The organism is Leptospira ryugenii (assembly GCF_003114855.1).
Lineage (GTDB): Bacteria > Spirochaetota > Leptospiria > Leptospirales > Leptospiraceae > Leptospira_A > Leptospira_A ryugenii.
Genome location: NZ_BFBB01000004.1, coordinates 174,202 through 189,845, shown reverse-complemented (window position 1 = coordinate 189,845; position 15,644 = coordinate 174,202). Strand labels below are relative to the sequence as shown.

General features: G+C 39.1%; 17 protein-coding genes. 7 read left to right on the top strand and 10 right to left on the bottom strand.

Features of this window, described 5'->3' with window-relative positions; genetic code table 11:
* Positions 1-91: 91 nt before the first annotated feature.
* Positions 92-376: a helix-hairpin-helix domain-containing protein gene (locus DI060_RS09265; protein ID WP_108976089.1), complete on the bottom strand. Its 285-nt coding sequence runs from the start codon at positions 374-376 to the stop codon at positions 92-94.
* A gap of 154 nt (positions 377-530) precedes the next feature.
* Here DI060_RS09265 and DI060_RS09260 point away from each other — a divergent pair, with 154 nt between their 5' ends.
* Complete coding sequence (locus tag DI060_RS09260) at positions 531-893, top strand: hypothetical protein (protein WP_108976341.1); 363 nt, start codon at positions 531-533, stop codon at positions 891-893.
* Here DI060_RS09260 and DI060_RS09255 read toward each other — a convergent pair.
* On the bottom strand, positions 890-1,591 hold the full coding sequence (locus DI060_RS09255; protein WP_108976087.1) for a TetR/AcrR family transcriptional regulator: 702 nt from the start codon (positions 1,589-1,591) through the stop codon (positions 890-892). The two genes, DI060_RS09260 and DI060_RS09255, sit on opposite strands and share 4 nt — an antisense overlap.
* Before the next feature lie 60 nt (positions 1,592-1,651).
* Here DI060_RS09255 and DI060_RS18940 point away from each other — a divergent pair, with 60 nt between their 5' ends.
* Genes DI060_RS18940 through DI060_RS09240 form a run of 4 tightly spaced genes read left to right on the top strand, consistent with a single transcriptional unit; the run spans position 1,652 to position 4,020 of the window.
* On the top strand, positions 1,652-1,825 hold the full coding sequence (locus DI060_RS18940; protein ID WP_167836956.1) for a hypothetical protein: 174 nt from the start codon (positions 1,652-1,654) through the stop codon (positions 1,823-1,825).
* A 4-nt stretch (positions 1,826-1,829) separates the two neighbouring features.
* Positions 1,830-2,315: a hypothetical protein gene (locus tag DI060_RS09250; protein ID WP_108976085.1), complete on the top strand. Its 486-nt coding sequence runs from the start codon at positions 1,830-1,832 to the stop codon at positions 2,313-2,315.
* Positions 2,312-3,370: a saccharopine dehydrogenase family protein gene (locus DI060_RS09245; RefSeq protein WP_108976082.1), complete on the top strand. Its 1,059-nt coding sequence runs from the start codon at positions 2,312-2,314 to the stop codon at positions 3,368-3,370. Before DI060_RS09250 ends, DI060_RS09245 begins: the two co-directional genes overlap by 4 nt.
* 50 nt (positions 3,371-3,420) lie before the next feature.
* Entirely contained in the window at positions 3,421-4,020 is a 600-nt protein-coding gene (locus tag DI060_RS09240) for a YdeI/OmpD-associated family protein (RefSeq protein WP_108976340.1), read from the top strand.
* Here the strand turns inward: DI060_RS09240 and DI060_RS09235 are convergent.
* Entirely contained in the window at positions 4,017-6,383 is a 2,367-nt protein-coding gene (locus DI060_RS09235) for a TonB-dependent receptor family protein (protein WP_108976080.1), read from the bottom strand. The genes DI060_RS09240 and DI060_RS09235 overlap by 4 nt on opposite strands.
* Positions 6,384-6,489: 106 nt before the next feature.
* On the bottom strand, positions 6,490-7,161 hold the full coding sequence (locus DI060_RS09230) for a hypothetical protein (protein ID WP_108976078.1): 672 nt from the start codon (positions 7,159-7,161) through the stop codon (positions 6,490-6,492).
* 113 nt (positions 7,162-7,274) lie between these two features.
* Between DI060_RS09230 and DI060_RS09225 the strand changes: the two genes are divergently transcribed.
* Positions 7,275-9,242 carry a hypothetical protein gene (locus DI060_RS09225; protein WP_108976076.1) on the top strand — a complete coding sequence of 656 codons (1,968 nt, stop codon included), beginning with the start codon at positions 7,275-7,277 and terminating at the stop codon, positions 9,240-9,242.
* Here the strand turns inward: DI060_RS09225 and DI060_RS09220 are convergent.
* Genes DI060_RS09220 through pgsB form a run of 5 tightly spaced genes read right to left on the bottom strand, consistent with a single transcriptional unit; the run spans position 9,226 to position 12,805 of the window.
* Positions 9,226-9,729, bottom strand: coding sequence for an LIC_12238 family plasminogen-binding lipoprotein (locus tag DI060_RS09220; protein ID WP_244594337.1), 504 nt, complete (start codon positions 9,727-9,729; stop codon positions 9,226-9,228). The genes DI060_RS09225 and DI060_RS09220 overlap by 17 nt on opposite strands.
* Positions 9,730-9,776: 47 nt before the next feature.
* The gene (locus tag DI060_RS09215; RefSeq protein WP_108976074.1) at positions 9,777-9,974 is read right to left on the bottom strand and encodes a hypothetical protein; all 198 of its coding nucleotides are present in this window, start codon (positions 9,972-9,974) and stop codon (positions 9,777-9,779) included.
* Between the two features lie 43 nt (positions 9,975-10,017).
* Positions 10,018-11,160: a poly-gamma-glutamate system protein gene (gene pgsW, locus DI060_RS09210; RefSeq protein ID WP_108976072.1), complete on the bottom strand. Its 1,143-nt coding sequence runs from the start codon at positions 11,158-11,160 to the stop codon at positions 10,018-10,020.
* Positions 11,157-11,615, bottom strand: coding sequence for a poly-gamma-glutamate biosynthesis protein PgsC (gene pgsC, locus DI060_RS09205; protein WP_108976070.1), 459 nt, complete (start codon positions 11,613-11,615; stop codon positions 11,157-11,159). The genes pgsW and pgsC overlap by 4 nt, the downstream gene beginning before the upstream one ends.
* Positions 11,612-12,805 (bottom strand): poly-gamma-glutamate synthase PgsB, encoded by a 1,194-nt coding sequence (pgsB, locus tag DI060_RS09200; RefSeq protein ID WP_108976068.1) that lies wholly within the window; start codon positions 12,803-12,805, stop codon positions 11,612-11,614. The genes pgsC and pgsB overlap by 4 nt, the downstream gene beginning before the upstream one ends.
* A 92-nt stretch (positions 12,806-12,897) precedes the next feature.
* Here pgsB and DI060_RS09195 point away from each other — a divergent pair, with 92 nt between their 5' ends.
* Positions 12,898-15,294 carry a SpoIIE family protein phosphatase gene (locus DI060_RS09195; protein WP_108976066.1) on the top strand — a complete coding sequence of 799 codons (2,397 nt, stop codon included), beginning with the start codon at positions 12,898-12,900 and terminating at the stop codon, positions 15,292-15,294.
* Here the strand turns inward: DI060_RS09195 and DI060_RS09190 are convergent.
* Complete coding sequence (locus DI060_RS09190) at positions 15,291-15,623, bottom strand: STAS domain-containing protein (protein WP_108976064.1); 333 nt, start codon at positions 15,621-15,623, stop codon at positions 15,291-15,293. The two genes, DI060_RS09195 and DI060_RS09190, sit on opposite strands and share 4 nt — an antisense overlap.
* Positions 15,624-15,644: the final 21 nt, after the last annotated feature.

Here is a 15,644-nt window from a genome sequence, read left to right as displayed (position 1 = left end):
AATCCTTAGGTATGGATGATAGTCTTTGCTGGGAAGCTCGTAAGAAAAGAAAAAATCAAATCGCTAAGCGATATCTTAGAAAAAAATAGGATCAGGGCTTAGGAGTTTCAGGGTTTTTCCAATAATGCCATTTCAATTTGGATGTGTCCCTTCCACCTTCGGCATAGTAAATTGCCATTCTAAGCACATACAAATAATTCTGACTCGTCTTATGATTCACTTTTGCATTGGCTTTTTCTAATTTTGCAAAAAGCGCTTCTGCCTTTGCGTGGACCAAGTCGGCCTGGGAGAGAACCTTGATGCGGGCAAAATCTTTGGCAAAGGTCTGCCCAATCCCTGGAATTTCTAGCAAATCTGATTTGGTTTGCTTTGGCATTTGGCTCCTCTCTTACCTTAGACCCAATTGGAAAAGGGTGATGGCTCGGACAGTCTTAAAAAAAGCTAGATTCCTCTGCAGGGATAAAGTGTTTTTGAAAAGAAACCAAGTCTAAGCCTTAGTGTTTTACATCCATACTATCTCTGTGTTTTTTATGACTGGTGCTATATGGATAGTTCAGTTAGTCCATTACCCTAGCATGAGATTTATTTCTGAGGAACGATTTGTTGACTTCCACCATTTCCATACGACTTGGATCAGTCCAGTCGTAGCACCTATGATGCTTCTCCAATTGGGGAGTTCTTTTTTTTTGGCGGAGCGAAAGTTTTTATATATTGGTTTGAGTCTTCTTGTCTTTTTGGTAACATTTGCTATCTCTGTTCCCCTACACAACCAATTGAGCCACGGATATAAATTAGAGACAATCGATCGGCTGGTAGAGACCAATTGGTATAGAACAGTGCTTTGGTCCGCACACTCTGTACTTTTGGCATGGGAGCTCTGGACAAAAAACTAGGGATTGGTTTCGGGTGGGAATTTGGAGAGTAGATAGTGTTTAAGTAGAAACTTCCAGTCATCTTTGATTTGGGTTGCTTTTTTCTGAGGATAGTCCAATGCAGATCGCAAAACGTAGCCCGTGGTATCGCATAGAAAAAAAGCGATTTCTTCGACCGGTAAACTTTCCTTCCCCTTGGGCAAATCTGAAAGTGCACGGGAGACCAACTTTGCGTTTTCCTTGGAATCTTTTTTATCTAATTTAATAAGCTCAATGCTTACCTGTGAAATTGACCAAATTTCCCGAAAGCTACGATCACTCTGATAAAATTCAAAAAAACGATCTATAATTCCATCAACAGATTTAGGTATGCTAATCGAAGGTTCACGAACATCTCGATGGCGCAACAACTCTTCGAAAAGAATTTTTCTCAAACGAGAGAGATGGTCTTTCGCTAACTCTTGGAAAATGGCTTCTTTATTTGAGAAGTATTTATAAATGGACCCAATGGACAAGCCTGTCCTTTGCGAAACTTCTGCCATTTGAAAATTGAGAGCACCAACTTCAATGATCAAAGCTTTTGAAACGGCAAGGATTGATTCTCTCGTTTGGATCGCTCGATTTTGTTTGGGTGTTACTCGGGACATGGGTTTTGCCATGATTGGTTCAGTACAAATCCAAAGAAAAAAAGAGAAACAAAAATAAAATGATCTTGCCATTTTCCCCTGTAGAACTCTAGTGATAAAAAGTGAGTAAACCTCACTTTTGGAGCGAATGAGATGAAGGGAACAGTAGGTATCGTAGGAGCAGGTCCAGCTGGCCTTGCGATGGCAAAAGCTTGCAAAAAAGTAGGATTGAACTATGTAAAATCCGCTCTGTTTACAAACTATTATGAAACAGATACATTCAAAAGTTTTCTTTTAGAAACGAGGCTTTCCTTGTTAAAGGTGTAGAACTATGAAACAAAAATTGAAACGATTTTATAAGATGGCTGTTTTTATGTCTGTCCTTCGTTTTTTTGGACCACTTTCAAGATTGAAAGTCCTTTCTATATTCGTCCGTGCTTACATGCATATGACGGCTCGTTTTGTATCTTGGGTTTGGAGTGCGCAAGAAAAAAGAACTGTTGAAGAGATTGCTTCGGAATGGACCAATCAGATGCCCAAACCCCACTCTATGTTTCCGATCACAAAGATAGAAAATGGCATTGCCCATGGAGAAATTAAGGTGCACTGCCCCTTACGAGGCACAGGTGATCCTATGGCGTGTTATAGGCTAATGCAGTATGATCGCTCCTTGGTGGAAGCATTGGGTGGTGAGTTGATTGTGTTGGAGAGTCAATCGAATAGTGGAGAAAATTTTTGTAAAGTAGCCATAAAGAAAAAAGGTACTTCATGGAAAGAACTTAAAACGGCTTGGCCTGTTTCAATGGAAGATTTATGAAATGGATGTTATACGGTGCGACCGGATATTCGGGAAATCTCATTGCTAGGTATGCCGTAAAAGAAAATCTACAACCTATTTTGGCAGGTAGATCCAAAGACAAACTTAAGTCTCTCGCAAAAGAATTAGATCTACCGTATCGAGCTTTCTCTCTCGAGGATCAAAAAAGTATTTCTGAAGCCTTATCCGATTGCGAATTTGTTTTTAATGCTGCTGGTCCTTTTACTGAAACATTTGAAGCATTGTTAAATGTTTGTTTAGAACAAAAAATTCACAACTTATCCTTGGTAGGTGAAATTCCAATGTTGGAGAAGCTTTACCAAAAAAATCCAGATTTCCAATCTAGGCAGATTCTCTGCGCAATCGGTTTAGGTTATGATGTTCACCCTACTGATTGTTTGGTCCACCTCTGCAAAGATTTACTTCCAGATGCATCTTCAATGATATTAACTATGGATGGACCAAATAGTATGTCACCAGGATCTTATAAGGAACTCATCCAACAAGTAGGTGAAGAGCCTTTTTGGGTGCGTAGGAATGGAAAACTTATCGCTTCCAGACCTAAAACCATGTTTAAATCGATTCAAAATCGGAGTCGACTGATTTCCTCTATAGCTTGGGGAGATATAGCCTCTGCATACCATTCAGCAGGAATTCAAAACATCGATGTTTATTCTACGATTTCAATTCTTGATTGGATTTCTCTGAAATTATTGCGTGCATTTCGTACGATTTTAAAATTCCAAATGGTTAAAAATATAACGTATTCTTTGGTAGACCATTGGGTGACAGGTCCAGGTGAAATAGAGCGCGAAGAGTCAGTTGTCTACTTACATGTGAGACTCAAAAACCACGCAGGCAAAGAGGTCATAGCTGCAATAGAGATTCCTACTTCTTATAAAATTACCTATCTTTCGTCTATCTATGCCATCAAACAAATGTTGACACGAAAAAAAATCCCGATTGGTTACCAAACCCCAGCCCAGTGGTTGGGTCCTAGTTCAATTTTGGAAATACCTGGTGTACGTTGGGTGCAGTCACCTACCTTTCTCTAAGGGGAAAAAAAGATTTTCAATCTTAGCTTACTTACATACTTTATGTGCCTATGGCGCAAAAAGTCCGAAGCAATGAAACTTTCCAACCCCATTCGATTCAGGAACTCCGCAGATGGTTTGAAAAAAATTTGGATCGTGAGGAAGGGATTTGGATTATCTTAGCCAAAAAAAATTCAGGCATTGAAACGATACGTGTAGATGATTTAATTGATGAGTGTTTATGTTTTGGTTGGATAGATAGTCTACCTAACAAAATTGATGAAAAAACGTACAAATTGTACATTTCCCCTCGAAGTCCTAAAAGCAATTGGTCTCTGGTCAACAAAGAAAAAGTCAAACGTTTGGAGAAAGAAGGTCGTATTCATGCTAAAGGAAAGGCGATGATCCAAATTGCCAAAAAAACTGGGACTTGGACTGCGCTGGAAGGAGTTGATAATTTAGAAATACCAAGCGACTTACTCAAAGAGTTAGAAAAGTACAAACAGGCAAAGGCAAATTTTTTAGCATTTCCCAAATCAGTCCGAAGGGGCATCTTGGAGTGGATAGGGAATGCCAAAAAAGAGGAAACTAGAAAGAATCGTATCTCGGAAACGGCCTCTCTTGCCGAACAAAACGTCCGAGCAAATCAATACCAGAAACCAAATTCTTAGAGTACCACTGACAATCCGATATAGTAAAAGATGCCTTCTGCGGGTAAAATACCCGGTCCAGGATAACCACCAGATCTCCTTGTAAAATACCGCTCGTTACCTAAATTATTCACTCCACCGGTGAGTGAATAATTTTCTACGAAAGTCCATCGAAAGGAAATATCCCTTACCATATAACGAGGGATTTTACCAATTTGTCCATCTGCAGATGGAGTCACTGTGTTCGCAGCATCAGAATAGGCCATACCAGTATAGCTGATTAAATAGGTAAGGCTGAAAGTATTTTTAAAATGATATGTGACACCGTATCTATGTATTTGAGAAGGAGCATTTTCTACTAGGTTCCCGATCCTATAGTATGTTTCTGCAGCCAGAAGATTTTGGCCACTATAGATAGCTGGGTCAGTGAATAGACGAGGGTCTTGCCAGCGAATGTATCGAGCATTTACATTTGCAGATGAAGTAAAGAAACTCAAACTTCCGTAAGGTGCTTGTTCTGAAAATGCCAGAATAGGGTCTACCTCCAAATATGCCTCTACACCTCTATGCAAAGAATCACCTACGTTGGTGACCGTGTTTAATTGTCCTGGGAAGGCACCCGGCAAGAGACCCACTCGATTGTTGTAACGGAGTTCAAAGGCTCCTACATCAAATTGAAACCAAGTGCCAACCTTTCCTCTATAACCACCATCTAGATTGTAGCCGTATTGGTCTTTTAAATTGGGATCGACCGTATTGTAGGTTGCATTGGATGCATAAATCTCTGCGAAAGTAACCGGTCTATATGCTTTGGAATAATTGGAATAAAAGTTCGTATGTTTTGTGATTTGGTATTGGGCTCCTAAACCATACAAAACTTGGCTTCTTGTAAAGTCTTGGGGAAAAACGTTCCCACCAAACGGCTGTGCATTGGAAGGCAATTTTTCATTGATCCGACCTGATCCTGTGGTACGAATCCATTCATAACGCACACCAGGTGTTATGGATAATTTGTCGGTGATTCTAAATAGATTTTCTGCAAAAGCAGAGTAGTTTAGAGTAGAAAATTTGAGGTTGACCGTACGACAACGTGTACTTCCATCAAAACACTCTGGTAAAGAGACCTCTCGGATATCATAATCCGTAGAATAGTTTCCCGCGTAGTCAACCCCATTGTTTCCATTTGGGTTTCGAATTCTATCGGTATTCGCATTATAATACCTCACTCCAAAGGAGAGACTATGAGTTTGGTCAAATAATTGGTAACCAATGATTTGTCGGGCTTCCATCCCAAAGTTTCGGTACCAATCTCTATCTACCTGTCTATTCCCAAATTGAAGTGTAATAGGAGAAATCGAATCAAGTCTGTTAGGTGCTTGTGTAAAGCCGATAGAATTTCTCTCACCATAAAGTCCGAAAAACTTAATCTGGGTTCTCGTTTGGCTACTATGTTCGTAATCAATCTGTAAGGCGGGAACATTCCAAGGAGCACTGAACCAGTTCCGTGTGCGGAGGGATTGCCTTGGGTTATCCCAGAATTTCATATCAGTGAGACCACCTGGCTGTCTGCTTTCATAATTACTCTTAGTAAATTCTAAACTAACCTTTAACTTTTCTGTTGCTTGGTAAGCCAAATTGACATAGCCAGCTTGAGTTTTGTAGTCTGCATTGTCTCTCCAACCATCCCCTGTCCGAGATTGCACATATGTAAAATAACTAAATTTCCCTACTGTTCCACTGATACTTGCATACGCATTTAGCGTGTTATATGAGCCACCTGTCGTTTTCATTTCTAATTTTGCTGGTTTATTGGGATCAGCTTTCTTAGTAACATAATTTACCATACCGCCAAATTGAGGCCCGTATTGGAGAGAAGCAGCCCCGCGTATGATTTCGATTTTTTCCAAAGACTCCATCGGTGGGTTGAAATATGCTTCGGGGTATCCAAAAACATCCGAAGAAATGTCATAGCCATTCATTCGAGTGTTGAATTCCCAATTACGGTTGGGGGAAAGACCACGCGCACCAATCCCAGGTTGAATGCCCGATCCCTCATTTTCCCAGATGGTAATCCCTGGCACCTTAGCGTAGATCTGGCGGGTGTTGTTCAAGGCTAGGTTGGCATTCGTTTTTTCCAGACGAATCACTTCCGATTTTTTCCCAGCATAGATATTTGTGCCTTCGATGTCATTCATCTGGCCACGGTCTGATTCCCGCTTTCCTTTGACTTGGATTCCCGATTCTTCTTTGTTTTCCTGTTGGTTGGAAGGAGTTTGGCTGGGTTCTTTGGATTCGTCTTGGGCAAGTAGGCTAAGGGCAGACAAAAAGGCGAAAAGAAGGAGGGAAATTCGGAAACGGAAAAGACACATTAGAATGATTTTCATTTTAAGACTCGATCTCAAATTGTCAGCCTTTCGGAATGCCTGCCTATGGCAACCAATTTGAAATAAAGGGAACCCATCTAGGGCGAAGGGAGAAAAGCCCTACTGCTCAATCTCCTTTTGCATCCATATAGGATTGTAACTCTTGTTGGAGGCCTTCCGGTAGATCCAATCCTCGTGCTCGGATCCTTTCGTTGTATTTATTAAAGGACATGCGGTGTTGGTTCGTATTCAGATAACCCTCTAAAGCCTCAGCGGCCCAGGGAATGATTTCCTTCACAAAGGCATGGTTTTCTTCTAATTCATCGCAGTAGGGAATGAACAGGGGTCGATTCACTGGCCTTCCTATATTCCGATAAAACAATAGGCAATACAGTGTTTCATCACCTAATACATCTTCTATGCGAATCTTCTCTTCCACATACTTTAAATTGATTGTATCGAGGTATTCAATGTTAAATACCTCTGGTTGGAGTCGTTTTGTAACAAATTTGCGTATTTCATCTTTCACATAACTCACGTTTGGGCAGTGAGGAGGGCAAGACCCTTGGTCTTTGTGGAGGTCACATTCCAATAGCAAAATGCAATCGACATCGGATGTGGGTTCGACAATTCCAAAATTAATAGAACCGAGGATTTCTAAGGCCACTTCATAGCCTTTTTTAGAGAGCTCTTGGGTTGCCAGCCGGAAGGCCTGCATTCTCTTTAAGGCATACTTTGTGTCGTAATTTCTGTATTTATTTTTGAGAACGAGGTATCGTTCTACAATGTTGGTGGACATATTTGTTCTCCCCAGTACCCGAACTGATCATAGGAGATTCAGGTGGTGGATTCAACACCTTTTGGTTTACGGATTTGCTTTTTTCGCCGATAGAGATATGGGTAGTCTAAGTGATGCTGAAAATCTGCGTAACCATTTTTTTATTTTTTGCATCCTTTTGGATCTGGGCAGGGGAAGAGGACCGCAGAAATCCTTTGGGTGGACTATACCTCAACCCTTTACAAGTAATCTCTGTGGAAGAGATCCAAAACCTCGATACAGAAATTCGCATTCCCATAGACGAAGATTCTGGCATTGCCTTTCGGAAAGAACCCAAACCAAGTCCTGGAAATCCTGATGCGGTTCCAGAAACGAGTGGCGAAGAGACAGGGCCCAAAAGTTTGGAAGTCAAAACCAAAGAAGTGGAGGGACTCTTAAAAAGATACTATAGTCAATTCATTGAAGAAAAAAGAATTTGGGAAGATCGGGAGCGAGGAAATATTTACAATTCAAGGTCAGACCAAAATGATGTTAGGTTACTTCTATGGAAGAATACACATCGACTAACAGAAACTTATATCGTTCGTGATTCTCCCGTACTCTATGACCTCCATATCCGCGCCGCAAAGTTATATGCCGAACAAGGAAAATCTGCCCCAGCCTTGCGGCATTATCTCGCTGCCTTTAAATACCATCCTCTTGACCTTTCGGAAGAGATGTATATGAATGGAGAATGGCAAAAAGAAGACTATAAAAATTTATTTCTGGGACCTGCGAATACACATAGAGATACATTTCAGAAAATGAATGATGCCTATGCAGATTGGGAAAGAGCTAAAAATAACCAGCATACCAAACTCTCTGAATTGGCTCGCAAGAATCGACCATTGAGCGAAATAAGAACGGTAGAAAACAATCTCGTTTTAGAAACCAAAGCAAAAGAAAAAGTATATTTAGATGCAAAGAAAGCATACGAAGAATCCAAAAAACAAACATTTGATATTTATTTGGACAACAAACGTAAATCAGATTCGATCGCTTTGTATGATATGGCTTCCGTTGTAAAGAAGTTAGAGGATGATAATAAAGAAAGATTAAAAATCATCAATAAACTTGGCACTGCAGGAAAGGGAATTTACGTCTTATTTGATTACAAACGAAATGTAGATTTTTTTGCATATGAATTGCTCTTAGAAAGAGCACACTCCCAATGGCCCGAAAATCCATTTGTCATTTTTGATATCGCCGAACAGTACCGCCAAGATAGCCAAAAAGAAAGAGCAATCGATTTTTACGAAAAATATTTGAATCTTATGAAAGAGAGCAAAATTTCTGGCGCGGATGCTGATGAAAAACTCAGAACAACTTACTTACGTTTGGCGAGTTTAAATGCTGATATCAAAAGAAAGGTTATCGCAAGTCAATACTATGAGTCTTACTTTAAAATTGCAGAGGATTCAAAAGAGAAAACAAGAGTATCCTATGAAATGGGTCTATTTTTTGCGAACCATATAGGTGATCTCAAGAAGGCATCCGAATTTTTTATTTATTGGTTAAACCGAAATAGTAAGGATTGGAATCCAAGTTTAACAGAATCGATGGGTCTTGAAGAACTCGAAGCCCTTGCTTTTTTTCATCTTTCAAGATTGGATAAACTGAACAGAAGGCCAGATGCGGAAAGAGGAAAGTTAAACTTGGCTTATAATCAGTGGAAAAAAATAGACTCCGATTTATTAGATGCAGAAAAACTACTCTTAGATCTTAAATCTCAAAAGCAAAAGATTAAAAAAGATCTATTGGTTACGACAGAAGATGAAGCACTTTCAAAATACCGATTGTTAGATTTAAAAATAGAAGATGCTGAAGGAAAAGTTCGTATCTTAAAGACAAAATCAGATAAAGTTCCCTTCCTAAAAATAATGTACCGTTTGGCAGTGTTGGCAGAAGGAAATCGAGACTTTGTGCGTGCGAACGAATACTACGATAAAGTGATTCAATATGGTGGAGAAGTGGAAATACAGGCCGCACTCAAAGAGAAAAAACGAGTGGAGCGCATTTTAGCAACTGGAAATATCTATCCACCATTCAACGAGAGTATTTAATGATTTCGTCTTCTTGCTCGGATGCTAATTCTTGTTCAATAGTATCTTCTGTATACCCTTCTTCAGGTAGTACATGAAATTTTACTTCATCCACCACATCCCCTTCATGAACAACTTTCATTAAGTATTCACCAGCCCTTAAACCCGTATAACTTTCTCTAATGGCCAATGAATCTGGTTCGACTCTTTTCCTTTTGATATCGATTTCCACAAAATCTAGTTCATAACGATTCAGTGAGATATAAAAGTCTGACTCCAATCCGGGATTGCGAGAAAATTGGTAAACATAGTGGATAGTATCCTTAGGAGAAAAGATCAATCCATCTCGCATCATTTTATAATCAGTAATCGTTTGGATTTCTCTTTCTAAGATACTGAGTTTTTGGGAATCACTTGTGGCCCAGCCAAACTCACCAGAAGGAACGCCACAATGGATCAGGGGAAATAAGCTTAGGCAAAGAAAGAAACCTTTGAGAGACCGATGCATCCTAGTACAATCATCGGGTAGATTTGAAAAACAGACGGAAAAAAACTCTAATCTTCTACGATTCGTCCTTTGTCGGATATGTCTTTTTCCTTTATATTTTTACCTGGTTTTGGTTCTTCTCCTCTATACACATAAAAACGTGTGTTGTCCGACTCGTGTTGTATTCTGGCTGGAATGGTAAGTATTCTTGCCACCAATCGAATCAGGAAAATAATCAGAAGAGTCAAAAAAATCAGTTTCAACATGCTCTTTAGACTCAAGTATCACAGGAATTGATCAAGCGGAAACTTACGAATTTCCTTTCTTTCTGACGGTTTGGGGTACTTGGTAATCGATTGGATTTTGCCCCCATTTCCGTTTTGTAATGCCATATAAACCGATCAGTAAGACTATCATTGTGAAACCAGCGAGGTATGGATTGTATTCTTCTTTATAGAAGATCAGACCTTCTCCGGGAGCAGGGGTTTTTTTGGGTGCCACCGGCAATCCATATTTCGAGGCCAAGGCTTCTATTTGGATCATATTGATCACGGGGATATCTTTTTCTAAGAAAGCTTTGATCACAGAGTTCGGAGGGTTCACATCGTCCGGCAGTTGTTGTATCAATCCACTTTTAAAAACTTGTTTTCCTAAACTTGTGCCAAGGATAGTTGTACCACCACCAATATTCATAAAGGCCTTGATTGGCTTACCGGCAGCTAATTTAAAGTAAAGATCTACTCGTTGTTTAATCGAGTCCTCAATACTTGAGGGTAGCAACTGATTTACTTTATTTCGTTTTATGCCTGCTAAAAGAAATGCCTTTCCTTCTGGACTCATACCTAATGCTCTATCCTGGGTTCCACCTAAACTAGCATAACTTGTTTTATAAGAAAATATTCCATTTTCATTTAAAATGGTTTCCATATCTAACCAAAGTAAGCTGGGATGATTTGCACCGTATTGGCTGGAGGATGCACTCCCGATGATGATTGGTTTTAATTTTAAAGTTTGGAATGCGGAGAAGGCACAGACATTTAACGCTGGAAAAGATCCAGACAGAGAGACAGCGATTGTATCACCTTCCTCTAATTCAGCTCTTTTTAGGTATTGGACGATCACAGCAGCAAAATTTGGATTGATAGAAGTCTGCTTTGATGTAAGAGATCCCGTGTTACTGGTAACCGGACTTAAAAAATCTCCAATAAATCCGGAGTTACTCGGGTCAAATTCTCTGTTCTCTAATTTGTTTCTTTTTAATAGTTCTGGCTTTAAAATTGAAAATGCGTTTTGTGCAAGTTTTGATGCATAAAGTTTTTGTTTAAGGTAAGATTGTTCTCTTTTTACTTTAAATGATTCTATACAGATGATCCCTATGATTGCTATCAGGGCTAAAAGTGAAATACCGATTCTTGAGTGTTTCCATAGTTGCCAATAGACTCTCGTAATCATTGTAATTCAGCACCTATTGAAAAGATTAGAAGAATTTTTACCAATACTGATGCAATGATCAGAATAGAAGTTGTTTCAACTACTCCTTGTCTTTCAAACCATAATCCGATCAAACCAGGTATAATAAAGCCGATACTGCGCACATCGGATAAAAGTGTAGAATCAAGATCAGGAAGGATTTGGTAATTTAAGAGATGTCCGAGAAAGTAGGCAACAAGAAGTATCAAGACACTCTTTCTTTTCCCAAAGACTATGAAGAAATAAGAAAGAAGCTCAACAAATAAAAAAGCAATGAGAGCAATGGTAAATGTTAGTGCTAGATTTTTGGGATGATTCAGATGTAGGGCTATATAACCCGGAACTACAAATCCTGTGCCAATAATTCCAAAGAATTCTGAAAATAACAAACTTATGACCAAACTAAATCCAATGGCGAGTGAAAGGATATCATTCATATTTTTTGCAAAGTCCTGTTTTTGAGATATTGGTTGAGCTCCAATCCAATGCCAGCAATATTCCCTACCGCCAAAACATAGGACTGAAGAGAGACTTGTTCGAGGAGGGATTCAAATATATGTTCTGCACTCGCGGATTCCCAGTTAAAAATTTTGGTTCCTTCCTTACAGTATAGATTTAAAGCATTGAGTGCATATTTGGTTCCTTTCCCTATTAGAAAGATAGCTTCTATCTCTTCCCAACTTGCAATTTCTTTTGCGATTTGTTCCGATCTATCGATGCGGTCTTCTCTACAATTAAACAAAAGATAGGCAGTGCGTTCTTTCGAATACCTCTCTTTACACACATTTCGTAACATCCTAGTACTTTCGGAATCATTTGCTGCCATTAAATTTAAATAGATAAGATTTTTCCCAAAAAAGTCTATCTCCAAAGGTATAAGTGCACCAGGATCAGGATTTGCTTTAAGCATACCATGAAATGCTAATTCTCTTTTTATCCCAAGAAATTCACACACAGCTAAACTTAAGGCAAGATTTTCTTTGTGTTCCCAATAAGCAAAAGTTTGTAACATCTCTTCTGGGATAGAATCTACGTCCTCTTTCCCTATCCAATGCAATTGCGTATTCCGTTCTTTACAAGCAAATTCAAAGATATCAGGAAACTCATTACGAGTAGCAAATAAATGCGCGTTATACGGTATGGACGAAGCTAAGGCTAAGGTCACATCTCTAAGAGTCGGGCCCATAATTTCTAAATGATCCGGACGAACATTTGTGATCACAGCAACGGTAGATCGGATCATCTTTACCTCCGAAACATATTGATACCTTGGTTCGAGCGCCATACATTCAACAACCAGGGCATTTGCCTTCTCGGAGATTGCAGTTTTTAAAATTTGTATTTGCTCTAGAATGGATGGTTTACCCCAGCGAATCACATTTCTTTCTGAATTGTTGGGAAGGATGATTCTTGCCATGGTTCCGGTTGTCTTTGCCAAAACAGAATGACCGGCTTCAGCTATACCAGCTCGGATCAATCGTGTTACACTTGACTTTCCTCGCGTGCCATTTACCTGAATGCGAATTTTTATTTTTTTAAAGATGCTTCTTTGGATGAGTATCTCTATGAATAGCCACAGCAATATAGCAAGGATTAGTAGAAAGAAAACAAAAGTAGTGGATTTCATGATCTGATTTTGCTCCTTGATACCGTTTCTTTTCGTGAATGTAATGAATCTGAAATCAAATCATGTTAAAAATAAGTAAGGAAACCAGATTTATGAGCATTCGATATAAATTTTTACTCATTTTGAGCTTGAGCCAAATCCTTTTAGTAATTGCTCTTACGACAAGTTTCGCATATTTACTCCAAGCTGTAAAGAACATCCCACAGACCCAAAGAGCAGAAGATCTCTCTCGGAATTTCCAAAGAGAGTTAGAATTTAAAGAAGAGAAGCTACGGTTATTTCTGAATGAAATTACGCTTAATTCCAAAACAAAAAATTTGCTCAGTTCCGGATTTAGCAATCGGGCAATCTTACTTTCTGAATTACCATTTCTGAAAGAACTAATGGATCGCTATGAACTTTCGATTTTTGAAATTGGTGATTCCCGTGGAAAAGTTTGGTTCCGCGTGCATAGACCAAATGACTTCGGCGATGATAAGTCTATGCAACCACTTATTCAGAAAGCACTGAGAGGTGAATCATCCGCAAGTTTAGAGGATGGCCATAGTGGTTTAGGGTTTCGATTGGCTGCACCTTTGTTTGGGAAAGGTACAATTCTAATCGGCCAAGTAGTGGATGATGCCTTCACAAAAAATATATCTCGCGACAATAGAATCCACTTGGCCATTTTCCAAGGGGGCAAAGTAAAGACAACAGGTTCCCAAATCATGAGGGATTTGATCAAAGAAGAACCAGATGCACTCGAAAGTGGCCATCGATTTCATTTTAAAGATAAACCATATTATCTTGTAAAATTGCCTTATACAGCGAGAGAGAATACAGTCAAGGATTTGAATTTTACTGTCGTGATTGATGAAAATGAAGTAGAGAGCAAAACTCTTAGAATTTGGACATTTTTTATCATCGCCTCCATTGTGTTATTTGGAGTTATCTTTTTGATCTCTTTTGTTTTTGCCCAAGATATTGTGGAAGCGATCAAATTATTGACCGGTGCCATGAATAATCTTGAAAGTTGGAATCCGGAATCTTTGCCGACCAAGAGAGCTGATGAGATAGGGCAGATGGGAAGAGTATTTGTCGGTATGAAAACCGAACTTTCTGAACACCAAAACCATCTAGAAGATAAAGTAGTCCAAAGGACAACTGAACTCAACCTCACGATCAAAGAAATTCAAAAACTAAAAGAAAAACAAGATGGAGATTATTTTCTAACCTCTTTGTTGATAAAACCTCTCAGAGGGATATTCTCGAAATCGGAAACAATAACGACGAGTATCTTAGAAAGACAACTAAAGGAATTTTCTTTTCGCAACAAAAGATCTGAAATTGGCGGGGATCTTTCTGTCATAGACTCCATTTATTTGATTGGCAAAAAGTACACTGTGTTTCTAAACGCGGATGCTATGGGAAAATCGATTCAGGGTGCGGGAGGTTCTCTTGTTATGGGAACAGTTTTTCGTTCCATCATTACTAGAACCAATAAACTCAAATATCTACAAGAAAGGCATCCAGAGCGCTGGTTAAAGGAATGTTTCCAAGAAATCCACAATGTATTTGTTAGTTTTGATGGTCATATGTTGATATCTGCCATTATGGGCTTAGTCGATGAAGAGACGGGAACCATGTACTACTTGAATGCGGAGCATCCATGGCCGGTTTTGTATAGAGATGGAGAAGCCTCCTTTTTATCTACGGAACATTCTCTACGTAAGATTGGATTTACTGAAATGAGCGGTGAGGAAGTTTTGATCCAAGTATTTCCTATGAAAATCGGAGATGTGATCATTTTAGGCACGGATGGACGTGATGATTTACTACTGAGTGAGAATGTAGGTTCTCGAAATATCAATGATGACGAAACCTTGTTTCTTCAGCATGTTAAAAGAGCCGATGGAAATTTACCAGAGATCATTCAATCGATGGAATGCTTTGGAACCATCACAGATGACTGTAGTTTGATGCGTATTGCCTTCTTAGAAGAGAAGGTAAGTTCTATTGATGACCTCAATAAACAAGATGAGTATTTCCAAAGATTAGAAGAAGGGATCCGTTCCTATCGTGATGGAGATTGGGAGTCTGCCATTATTTCTTTGGAACATGCATTGGATTCTGAACCTGAGGATTCTTACTGTTTGCGAGAATTATCAAAACTTTACCTCAAATCAAAAAATTATGAAAAGGCCATTCCATTGGCTGAAAAGTATATAAAGTTAAATCCGCATGATACAGACTTTCTCTTGTATTTGGCATTTGCTCATAAACAGAGAAGAAATTTCGAACTGGCTTGTGATTTTTCCGAACGATTGAGATTGAGAGACCCACGGAATTTTAAGAATCTTATGCTTCTCTGTGAAATTTATATGCACATGAAGAATATTAAAAAATCAGAATCTATCCTAAGTCAACTTGATGAGATTTCACCAAACAATGCGAAGGTGTCCAAATTAAAGTATTTCTGGAAAAAAATGGCGGCTACTGCAGAAGTTTAAAAAGAGGCTAGGGCATCTTCTGTGGTTTCATAAATTTGGATCACAGAAGATATCTTTGAGATTCTGAAAATTTGTTGGATGGTTTTTGATACGTTAACGATTCGGAGACCTCCTCCTTGAGCTGTCAATTTATCATTGAGAGACATGATCAATCCAAAGCCCGAAGAGTCGATAAAACTCACTCCGCCAAGATCAAAGATAAACTTATATCCCGTCTCAGAAGAGGACTCTTTGATCCTCTCTTTCAGAATCCCAGCGTTTAACATGTCTAAGTTTCCGAAAAGCTTAAGGATGGTGACTCCGTTGGTTTTAGATTCTGTGTATTCCATTCAAACGCTTTGAGAATAATC